The sequence below is a fragment of the Nitrobacter sp. genome, from assembly GCF_051535215.1.
Lineage (GTDB): Bacteria > Pseudomonadota > Alphaproteobacteria > Rhizobiales > Xanthobacteraceae > Nitrobacter.
In genome coordinates this window covers 1-10,130 of the sequence record NZ_JBPPLY010000034.1, presented here as the reverse complement: position 1 = coordinate 10,130, position 10,130 = coordinate 1, and the positions used below count along the sequence as shown (strand labels likewise).

The window sequence follows — 10,130 nt, the reverse complement described above, 5'->3', positions numbered from 1 at the left end:
CATCTTCTGTCCGAGATGTTTCGCCTGCATCATCGCGAGCTGGTGCGCTTTGCCACGCGTCTGGTCGGTGATCGTGACGACGGCGAGGAAATCGCGCAGGACGCCTATATGAGCATCGCCGGACGCGGAACTCAGGCCGGCGCGATCGGGCATCCGAAGAGCTATCTGTTTACTGCCGCGCGCAACGCCGCAATTGATTTTACCGCCCGACGAAAGATTGAATGGTCCTATCGGGTTGACGTCGATGGCATCGAGGATCTTGCGTCGGACAACGATCCGCTTGCAGCGCTCGAGCAAAGACAACAGCTTGCGCGGCTCATCGTCGCGCTCAACGAACTCCCGCCAGCCTGCCGTCGCGCATTCATCCTGAACAAGATCGAGGGGCGCGGCCATCAGGAAATAGCGCGATTGCTCGGGATCTCGGTGAGCATGGTGGAAAAGCACATCATGCGGGCACTGCGGCAGGCCCGAGACCTTCGGCGCGATGATGGGTCCTTTTAAGGGTCGGGATTGAGGATTATGGCGCTCAATCCGGTCTATAGAGACGGGAGTTGAAATTTCACAACTCTGCCGTCTCTGATGGATCGCCGTGAGCCGAGATCATTCCAAACGCCTGCCGCCATCGACCGAAATCTCCGACGAAGCCTTGCGCTGGGTCATGAGGTTGAATTCGGGGACCGCTACGGCTGCCGATCATCGTTGCTTTGAATCGTGGAGGATGCTCAGCGGCGAGCATGAGGCAGCCGCACGGGAGGCCGAAGCCCTGTGGGCTGATGCCGGGAACCTTCACCTTGATCCGGTCACCGGCATCGTGAAGGCCGGCCGCCGTGGAGAGGGGCCGACGCGCCGTAAGGTTCTGACCGGCGCGGTGGCGCTCGCGGCGCTGGGAGGAGGCGTGTGGGCAAGCGGCGTCTTCCGCAACCATCGAAGTGCCGACTATGCCACGGGTCTGGGCGAGACACGGACAGTGGCATTGCCGGACGGCTCGCGGGCAACGTTGAATGCCCGTTCGGGGATTGCGCTTGCGTTCTCCCCGTCGGAGCGCCGCCTCCATCTGGTCGAAGGACAAGTCTTCTTCGAGGTCGCGCCCGACAGAACCCGGCCGTTCGGGGTCGAGGTCAATGGCGTTCTCGCGACAGCGGTAGGCACGTCCTTCGATGTCGACTCCAATCTCGCGGATGGAGCCGTCTCGGTTTCGGTAACGGAGCATGCCGTGGATGTCACCTCGTTCTCCGACCGGCGGTTTTCGGAACCGGTGAGGGTTCTCGAAAGCCAGGCCGTCGTCGTCGATGCGGAAGGCCGCATCGGCGCGATCGCCGCGCAATCGTCGTCGGTGACCGCGGCGTGGCGCAGCGGCATGTACATCGCGGAGAACAGAACGCTCGGGGATGTCGTAGCGGCCCTGCGAAGCTATCATCAGGGGTGGCTCGTCATCCGCGGAGAAGGAACAGCCAAACTCCTCGTCAATGCGGTTCTGAACTTGCGGGCGCCGGACGACTCGCTCGACGCTCTCGCGAGCGGCCTTCCGATCACGGTTCACCGCCTCTCTCCGTATCTGGTTGTTATCTCAAGCTGACGCTTCGTCTGTTTTTTGTCTGCCCCGTTGAGGATTTTCCGCGCCAGCCGGTCTAACTCCTTGAGGGCCAGGGATGGTGCGAATGCCTCGGTGTCCTCGGGAACGAACTGAAGCGGGGACATCCGATGGATTTTCGAAAGCGAGGTCATTTATTCAGGGCCGTTCTGTCGGCATCGACGGCAGTCGCCCTGATTGCTTCGCTTGATAAGGCGAGCGCGCAGCCTGCCGGCGGTATCGTCACCTATAATATTCCAGCGCAGTCTCTCACGGCGGCGTTGACGGCCGTCGCGCAGCGGAGCGGCTTGCGGCTTGCCTATACCGCGGATCTCTCCGCCGGACGCGCCGCGCCCGCGTTGCAGGGATCATTCACGCCGGCGCAGGCGATCGGCCGGTTGCTTGCGGGCAGCGGGCTGACCTATCGCTTCACCTCCCCGAACACTGTCACCATCGAGCGTCAGGCGGCGTCAGCATCGGGAGTAGGGGCGGTCCCGGGTGCGATTTCGCTCGATACCATCGACGTGCAGGGACGGGCGACAAGCGATCCAGGCGCCACCGAGGGATCGGGTTCATACACCACCACACAGATGAGTTCGTCGACGGGTCTGCCGCTGTCGATCCGCGAAACGCCGCAATCGGTGACCGTGATCTCGCGGCAGCGCATGGACGATCAGAACATCCGCACCTTCAAGGATGCGATGGAGAATACCACCGGCATCACCTCGCAGAGCTGGGACAATGACCGCGTCGAATTCATGTCGCGCGGCTTCAAGCTGACCGAATTCCGCTACGACGGTGTGCCGGTCGATGCGGACGGTGCTATTGATCACGGGCTGTCGACGGTGGACATGGCCATCTACGACCGGGTGGAAGTCACCAAGGGCGCCAGCGGCTTGCTGCAGGGCGCCGGCAGTCCCGGCGCGGCCATCAATCTGGTTCGGAAGCGGCCGACCAAGATATTTCAGGGATCGATATCTGAAAGCATCAGTTCCTGGAATAACTATCGAACCGATCTCGATCTCTCCGGACCTCTCAATGAAGCCGGTACTGTACGCGGTCGTTTCGCCGGCGCGTTTCTCGACGGAGATTCCTGGCTCGACCACTACCACAAGCGACGTAATGTGCTGTACGGGGTGATCGAAGCCGATCTCACCGACAACACCATGCTGACGATCGGCAGCGACTACCAAAAGGACAAATCGCGTGGCGCACAGTGGGGCGGGCTGCCTCTGTTCTTCTCCGACGGCGCGCGGACCAACTGGGATGTATCGAAAAATCCGGGTGCGGTGTGGAGCCGTGATAACCTTTCGGTCAACACCTATTTTGTGACCCTTGAGCACAGCTTCGACAATGGATGGAAGGCGATCGGATCGTTCAATCATCGCCGCAGCGTATCGGACTACATGCTGGGTTCCGCGAGCGGCGGGTTTCCCGATCCGGTAACCGGCGAGGGTGTTTCGCAGTTCATCTGGAAAGAGCACCCCCGGTCCATTCAGAATACAGTCGACCTCAAGGTCTCGGGTCCGGTCGAAGTGATGGGGCGGACGCATGAATTGATGTTCGGCGTCATGTCGACGCATAGATCAGAGAAGGGTCCCTATTATGACGACCCGTCCAACCCGTTTTTGGGCGACCCGCCTACTTATGACCCTTCTATTCCCAATTTTTTCACTTGGCGGGGTAATTCATCGGTGCCTCCCTTCCAAATTTTGGGAAAGGTCGAGAGTTCCTATTCGCGCACCGGCACGTTTGCCGTAGCCCGTCTCAAGCCGGTGGACAAGCTGTCGATCATCCTTGGCGGCCGGCTCGACTGGTGGAGCTTCAACGACAAGGGAACTTATATCGATCCATTGGAAGAATGGTTGTATCCGGCTGAATATTCCGTTAATGCTCGCATCACACCCTATGCGGGCATCGTCTATGACCTTACCGACATCTATTCGCTGTACGGCAGCTATACGAGCATCTTCGCGCCGGACGGATTTCGCGATGTCAACCGCAATTTTCTCCCTCCGACCGAAGGCGACAGTTACGAGGCCGGCGTCAAGGCCGCCTATTTCGGCGGCGCGCTCAATCTCACCGCTGCGGTGTTCATGATCCAGCAGAAGAACTTCCACGAATTTGCAGGGTTCGATCCGGTTACCGGAGACAACTACTACCGCTCGATCGACGGCGTTACATCGAAGGGCTTCGAATTCGAGCTGTCGGGCCAACTCGCTCCGGGCTTGCAGATCAATGCCGGCTATACTCATACGCACGCCCGGACGTCCGACGGATCGCTGGTCTATTCGTACATCCAGACCACCGCCCCGGAAAACGTGGTCAGGCTCTTTGCGACCTATCGCCTGCCGGATCAATGGGACCGATGGACCATTGGCGGCGGTGTCCGCTGGCAGGATACCGTTCACGGTTACGTCAATTCCAACCCGTTCGGCGAAAGGCAGGATTTGACGCAGGGCGATGTGTTTCTTCTCGACGTGATGGCGCGCTTTCGCCTGACCGAAAAGGTCGAGATCGCCTTCAATGCGACTAATCTGCTGAACCAGAAATACTATTCCGTATTCGGGAATTACGACACGGGTGTTTATGGCGAGCCGCGTCGATACACCCTGTCCACCAAGTTCCGGTTCTGAACTTTCGGGAGCAGGCGTTGGTGGCCGACCTGGCGAATTGTTGAGGGAGCTAAAAATTTGCAAGGCGGGGTTCAAAAAACGGCTGCTCAAACGTCTTTACCATAGAGGGGGCGCCTTTGCTGTGATCGGCGGTCGATGCCCCAGGCCATGCAGCCGGCGTCGCAGCCGAGGGAACAGCGGGAGTGAATGGGACAATATCGCGTAAATCCTCCAGTGCCCGTCTTTGGTTTGTTGTTCACGGTTGGCTTGCGCTGCCGATTTGGGCGTTTCTGTTCTTTGTCTGCCTGACGGGGTCGATTGCGACCGTTAGCCAGGAGATCATGTGGCTGGTGAGCCCTGCGGTGCGGGCCAATGCGCCGGCGGATGAGGTGCGGCTGCTCGGCTACGACGAGATTCTGGCGGCGGTGGAGCGCGAGGTGCCCGGCGCGCGGGTGCGGTTCATCTCGCGGCCGGTGAAGTCGATCTTCGCTCTGACCGTTTCGGTCACCCGTCCCAATGGCAGCACCGAAACGCTTTACGTCAACCCCTACACCGGCAAGGTGCAGGGCGAGCAGGGCGAGTTCGACTTCCGTGATTTCGTGCGCGCGCTGCACGGCTGGCTGTTGGTGCCGTTCAACGACGGTTTCTCGCTCGGCTGGTACGCGGTGTCGGCGCTGGCGATCCCGCTGCTCGGCTCGCTGATCACCGGGATCGTGGTCTACAAGCGGTTCTGGCGGGTCTATCTGCGGCCACGCCTGCGCGTGAGCAAGGGCAGGCGGGTGTTCTGGGGCGACCTGCACCGGCTGGCGGGCGCATGGTCGATTCCGTTCATCGCCATCATGGCGGTGACGGCGGGCTGGTTCCTGGTCCGTGCGATCCTTGACGACAACCATATCAGCATTTCGACGGCGGGCGTGCCGCCGGTGGTGGCGCGGGGCGATGTTCCTGTGGTAGCCATGGGCGCGCCTGCACCGCGGATCACGCTGGGGCAGGCGGCGGAAGCGGTGCGGCGGCAACTGCCCGATCTCGAGCCGAGTTTCGTGCAATTTCCGAGCAGCGCCTATGACCATATCAGCGTCGGCGGACGGGGCGCCTATCCGCTGCTGTTCGAGACGGTCGACGTCAATCCTTACAACGGCAAGGTCGAACGGACGCGGCGTGTCTCCGACCGCTCCGCGCTCGAACTGGTCACCGGCTCGATGCGGCCCTTGCACACCGGCGACTTCGCTGGACTGTGGCTGAAGCTGGTCTATCTGGCGTTCGGCCTGATGCTGACCACGCTGGTGTTCTCCGGGATGATGGTGTGGACCAAGCGCACCGCGATCGAGACGGTGAAGCTCGTGCGTGAACATGCGCCCGCGCGGCTTGGACTGGAGGCGGCTGAGTGATGGCGACGCTCGCATCCCCGTCGCGCGGCACGTCGCTATGGCAGCGATGGCGCTTTCACCTGAGTGCGCTTGTGATGATCGTGCCGATCGTTTTCACGCCGGCGTTCTTCCACGAGAATGCGTTTTTCGACGGCAGGAAAGGTCTGGGCGAGCGCGAGATCGGCGAGATCGCGGTCGGACCGTGGAGCGTCCGGCTGGCCGAGTTCAAGGTGGTCGAGCCGGATACGGAAGGCCGCGCCGGCTACGCCAAGGAGTTCGCGCTGGCGCTGTGTCCGGCCTGCGTCGACCAGGTCAAGGCGGCGTATCTGCGGGTCGGCAAGCCGCGCAATATCCGCACCGCCGGTGCGCTGTTCTCCGGCACGCCCTATCGTCAGACCGCCGAGATGCGAATTCCGGACCGAACCACGGCCGACGATGTGCTGTGGCTGACGCTCGAGGGCTGGGACGGCGCGTTGCATCAGGCGACGATTCCGATCCGCACCGCTTCGCCGGTAACCGCGGCATGGCTTGCGAGGAGGCGGTCATGAACGCGCTCTCCAGATACGTCGCGGCATTCGCGGTCGCGCTCGGCGTGGTGTCTCTGTTCGCCGGTTCGGCTTCTGCGCACCCGCCGTTCTGCATCTGCAAGAAGATCGATGCCGCGATGATCCGCTGCGAGGGCGGTTTCGCCGACGGCACCGGCGTTCCCGGCGTCAGGCTCGACGTGATCCGTTACGACGAAACCATTGCGCTCGAGACGAAGTTCGGCGCGGATTCGACCGTCAGCTTCCGCGCGCCCGAAGGCGAGTTCTACGTCCTGTTCGATGCCGGTCCCGGACAGTCGTTCGACGTCGATTATAAAGACATCCAGTGAGGGACCGGCGATCATGAACGCCCCGATCTCCCCGGATGATGTGAACAGCGTCACGGTGCCGCCGCCATGGACGCCGCCGGCTCCCGCCGCGCGCAGGTCCGGGAAAATCATCCTTGGCGTGTGCCTGGCCGGGCTGGTTGCGCTCGGCGCGCTCGTCCTGATGGGATTGCGCGCGCCGTCGCCGGACAGCCTCTACGAGACCGTCGTCGTCAAGCGGCAGGACATCGAGAGCACCGTTGCCGCGACAGGCAAAATCCAGCCCCGCGCCTATGTCGATGTCGGGGCGCAGGTGTCGGGCCAGTTGACGCATCTGCACGTCGCCGTCGGCGACAAGGTGACGGCGGGGCGCGTCGTGGCGGAAATCGATGCCGAGGTGCAGGCGGCCAAGGTCGAGGGCATCGAGGCTGATCTGGCGCGGCTGACCGCCGAACTGGCCGAGCAGGAAGCCGGGCTCGCATTCGCAAAGCGCAATGTCGAGCGTTATCTTCAACTGTCACAGACCAGCGCGGTTTCGAAAGCCGCTCTCGATGAGGCGATGCGCGACCGCGACATCCTGATCTCGCGCATCGATGCCTCGAAAGCGCGCATCCGGCAGATGGAGGCCGACCTGCGGGCGCAGAAAGCCGCGCTGCGTTACGCCCGCATCGTCGCGCCGATGGCCGGTACGGTTGTCGCGGTGGATGCGAAGGAGGGCCAGACCCTCAATGCGAACTATGATACGCCGCTGATCCTGCAGATCGCCGACCTTCAGACCATGACGGTATGGACCGACGTGTCGGAGGCCGATGTCGTCAAGCTGCATGAAGGCATGCCGTTGTGGTTCACCACGCTCGGCCAGCCGGATCGCAAGTGGAATGCGACGCTCCGCCAGATTCAGCCGGCGCCGCGCCGTCCCGACAAGAAAGCCGAGTCCACCAAGGCTGCGCCGCAATCGGGCAATGTCGTGCTCTATACGGCGCTGTTCGACGTCCCCAACGAGGACGGCAGCCTGAGGGCGGGAATGACCGCGCAGGTGTTTTTCGTCACCGCCGCGGCGCAAAATGTCCTCGTCGTTCCGGTCGCGTCGCTCAACGACAAGGGAGAGATTCGGGTGCTGCGGGACGACGGGACCATCGTCGTCCGCAAGGTTCAGACCGACGTCCGCACCCGCTTTCTGGTCGGGATTACGAGCGGGGTGACGGACGGCGAGCGGGTCATCACCGGCATCAAGGCGTCCGGCCCCTCCGCGAAGCTGAGGGTGGAGTCATGAGCGCGTCGCGCACTCCGCTCATCGAACTCGCAGGCGTCTGCCGTTCCTATCGCAGCGATGATGTCGTGACGCACGCATTGCGCGGCGTTGCCCTGTCGATCGATGCCGGCGAGTTCGTGGCCATCATCGGAGCCTCCGGCTCCGGCAAGTCGACGTTGATGAACATCATCGGGCTGATCGACCGACCGAGCCACGGCAGCTATCGATTTGACGGCAGGGACGTCGCAGGATTGAACCGCGACGAACTCGCCGCGCTGCGCCGCGGCTGCTTCGGCTTCATCTTCCAGCACTATCACCTGATCCCGACGGTGAGCGCGCTCGGCAATGTCGAGATGCCGGCGGTTCACGCCGGTGCGCCGCGCGGCTTCCGGCATGCCCGCGCGGCGGCTCTGCTGGCGCGGCTCGGCCTTGCCGGGCGCATGGCCAATCGCCCGTCGCAATTGTCGGGTGGCCAGCAGCAGCGCGTGTCGATCGCCCGCGCGCTGATGAACGGCGGCGCGGTGATCCTCGCCGACGAACCGACCGGCGCGCTCGATACCAGGAGCGGGACCGAAGTGCTGGCGATCCTGAGGGAGCTTGCCGCCGCCGGACACACGATCATCCTCATCACCCACGATGCAAAGGTTGCCGCCGCGGCTGAGCGCATCATCCGGATCGAGGACGGTCTGATCGTCTCCGACAGCGGCCGCGACGCCGCCAGGGTGTCGTCGTCGATTGCCGTTGCTGCATGTCGAACGAACGGTGCCTCGCCGCCGCTCTGGATCTGGCTGGAGGAGGCGGCTCGTTCCGCCTTCGCCGCGCTTGCGGTCAATCCGGTGCGCACCGCGTTGACGCTGAGCGGCATCGTCATCGGCGTCGCCTCCGTTGTTGCGATGATGGCGATCGGACGCGGCGCGCAGGCGTCGTTCATGGAGCAGGCATCCGCCATCGGCACCAACTGGGTCGTGGTCAGCCGTGCGGGAGAATCTGCCGCGACCAGCATGCCCATGACCTCCGCCGATGCGGAAGCCATCAAGGATCTCGCCAACGTGTCCGGATCGATGCCGGCCGTGTGGGAAGCGGGTACGCTGCGGCGCGGTAACACCGATATCACCACCGAGGTGATCGCCACCACGGCTGAGTTCCGGACGGTTCACAACTGGGATGCGGCGAAGGGAGCGTTCTTTACGAGAGAGGACGAGATCAGCGGCAGCGCCGTGATGCTGCTCGGCGCAACGCTTGCATCGAAACTGTTTCCCGACATCGCCGATCCATCCGGCAACCATATCCTTGTCAACAACATTCCCTTTCTTGTCACCGGGGTGCTCGAAAGCAAGGGCCTTTCCGAGAGAGGTACCGATCGGGACAATAACGCGGTATTGCCGCTGCGGACGGGTGCGATGCGTCTCTACGGCAAGGACGATGTCACGGAGATCGTTGTCTCCATCGCCGATATGTCCCGCCTGCAGCAAACCAAGGATGCCATTAAGGCGCTGTTGATCCGTCGTCACGGTCGCGAGGATTTCTGGCTGCACGATGCGGCGTCGGCGTTCCGCAAGGCCGAGGACGAGCGCCGCTCCACCAACCTTCTGCTCGGCGCGATCGCCGCGATCTCGATGCTGGTCGGCGGCATCGGCATCATGAATATCATGCTGATCACGGTCGCCGAGCGCGCCAGGGAGATCGGGGTTCGAACCGCGATCGGCGCCAGGACCGCCGACATTCTGGGGCAGTTCCTGACCGAGGCGGTCGTCCTGTCGGCGATCGGCGGCGTGGTCGGACTCATGCTCGGCGCGCTGATCGGAATAGTTGCCGCCACGCTGTTCGGCATGACGGTGATCTTCTCAGTCACGATGGCGGTCAGCGCCTTGCTGGGGGCCGTGGTCATGGGAACGTTGTTCGGCTTCATGCCGGCGTTCCGTGCCGCGCGGCTTGACCCGGTCATGGCGCTGTCAGGCCAGTAAATATGGAACGGGGACGATGACGCGACGAACAGCAAAGATCGTTTATGGAATGCTTGCGGCGGTGATGCTCGCTTTTGCTCCGTTGGCTTTGGCGCAGGCGCAGCAGCAGGGAAACCATCCGGCTGCGGCGGGATCGGCAGCGGGGACCGGGTCATCGGCGCATCCGGCATCCTCGACACAGCCGTCGTCTTTGCAACCAGCGTCCTCCCAGCCATCTGCTGCGCCGACATCTTCTTCGGGTGTTGCTGCGAGCGCGGTACCGAAAGAGGCCGCGACCACGCCGGCGGCCGATGCGCCCTTGCCGTCGGGAGATGCGTCCACGCCGCCGGCATCTGATGCTGTGTCCCAGGATGCGGCTGCACCTGTCATTGCGCCGTCGCCCCCCGCTTCGCCTGCTGTTTCTGCCTCTTTGCTTCCGCGGGATTTGTCGCCGTTTGGGATGTTCCTGCAGGCGGACGCGGTGGTGAAGGCGGTGATGATCGGGCTTGCGTTCGCCTCGCTGGTGACGTGGA

The 10,130-nt window shown here is 63.0% G+C and carries 9 protein-coding genes; 8 read left to right on the top strand and 1 reads right to left on the bottom strand.

Features of this window, described 5'->3' with window-relative positions; translation table 11 throughout:
- Window positions 1–6: 6 nt before the first annotated feature.
- The 8 genes from ACS3WB_RS16195 (at window position 7) to ACS3WB_RS16160 (ending at window position 9,618) form a co-directional block, all read left to right on the top strand.
- Window positions 7–501: a sigma-70 family RNA polymerase sigma factor gene (locus ACS3WB_RS16195; RefSeq protein ID WP_438276501.1), complete on the top strand. Its 495-nt coding sequence runs from the start codon at window positions 7–9 to the stop codon at window positions 499–501.
- Window positions 502–589: 88 nt separating this feature from the next.
- The gene (locus tag ACS3WB_RS16190; RefSeq protein ID WP_438276500.1) at window positions 590–1,576 is read left to right on the top strand and encodes a FecR family protein; all 987 of its coding nucleotides are present in this window, start codon (window positions 590–592) and stop codon (window positions 1,574–1,576) included.
- Window positions 1,577–1,701: 125 nt separating this feature from the next.
- Window positions 1,702–4,206: a TonB-dependent siderophore receptor gene (locus ACS3WB_RS16185; RefSeq protein WP_438276499.1), complete on the top strand. Its 2,505-nt coding sequence runs from the start codon at window positions 1,702–1,704 to the stop codon at window positions 4,204–4,206.
- A 182-nt stretch (window positions 4,207–4,388) separates the two neighbouring features.
- On the top strand, window positions 4,389–5,573 hold the full coding sequence (locus ACS3WB_RS16180) for a PepSY-associated TM helix domain-containing protein (RefSeq protein ID WP_438276498.1): 1,185 nt from the start codon (window positions 4,389–4,391) through the stop codon (window positions 5,571–5,573).
- Window positions 5,573–6,100 carry a thiamine pyrophosphate-binding protein gene (locus ACS3WB_RS16175; RefSeq protein ID WP_438276497.1) on the top strand — a complete coding sequence of 176 codons (528 nt, stop codon included), beginning with the start codon at window positions 5,573–5,575 and terminating at the stop codon, window positions 6,098–6,100. Before ACS3WB_RS16180 ends, ACS3WB_RS16175 begins: the two co-directional genes overlap by 1 nt.
- On the top strand, window positions 6,097–6,426 hold the full coding sequence (locus ACS3WB_RS16170; protein WP_438276496.1) for a hypothetical protein: 330 nt from the start codon (window positions 6,097–6,099) through the stop codon (window positions 6,424–6,426). The genes ACS3WB_RS16175 and ACS3WB_RS16170 overlap by 4 nt, the downstream gene beginning before the upstream one ends.
- A 13-nt stretch (window positions 6,427–6,439) precedes the next feature.
- Window positions 6,440–7,675 (top strand): efflux RND transporter periplasmic adaptor subunit, encoded by a 1,236-nt coding sequence (locus tag ACS3WB_RS16165; RefSeq protein WP_438276495.1) that lies wholly within the window; start codon window positions 6,440–6,442, stop codon window positions 7,673–7,675.
- Window positions 7,672–9,618 (top strand): ABC transporter permease, encoded by a 1,947-nt coding sequence (locus ACS3WB_RS16160; RefSeq protein ID WP_438276494.1) that lies wholly within the window; start codon window positions 7,672–7,674, stop codon window positions 9,616–9,618. The genes ACS3WB_RS16165 and ACS3WB_RS16160 overlap by 4 nt, the downstream gene beginning before the upstream one ends.
- A 42-nt stretch (window positions 9,619–9,660) precedes the next feature.
- Here the strand turns inward: ACS3WB_RS16160 and ACS3WB_RS16155 are convergent.
- Window positions 9,661–10,130, bottom strand: a 470-nt coding sequence (locus tag ACS3WB_RS16155; protein WP_438276493.1) for a hypothetical protein, incomplete at its 5' end; no start/stop codon positions are given.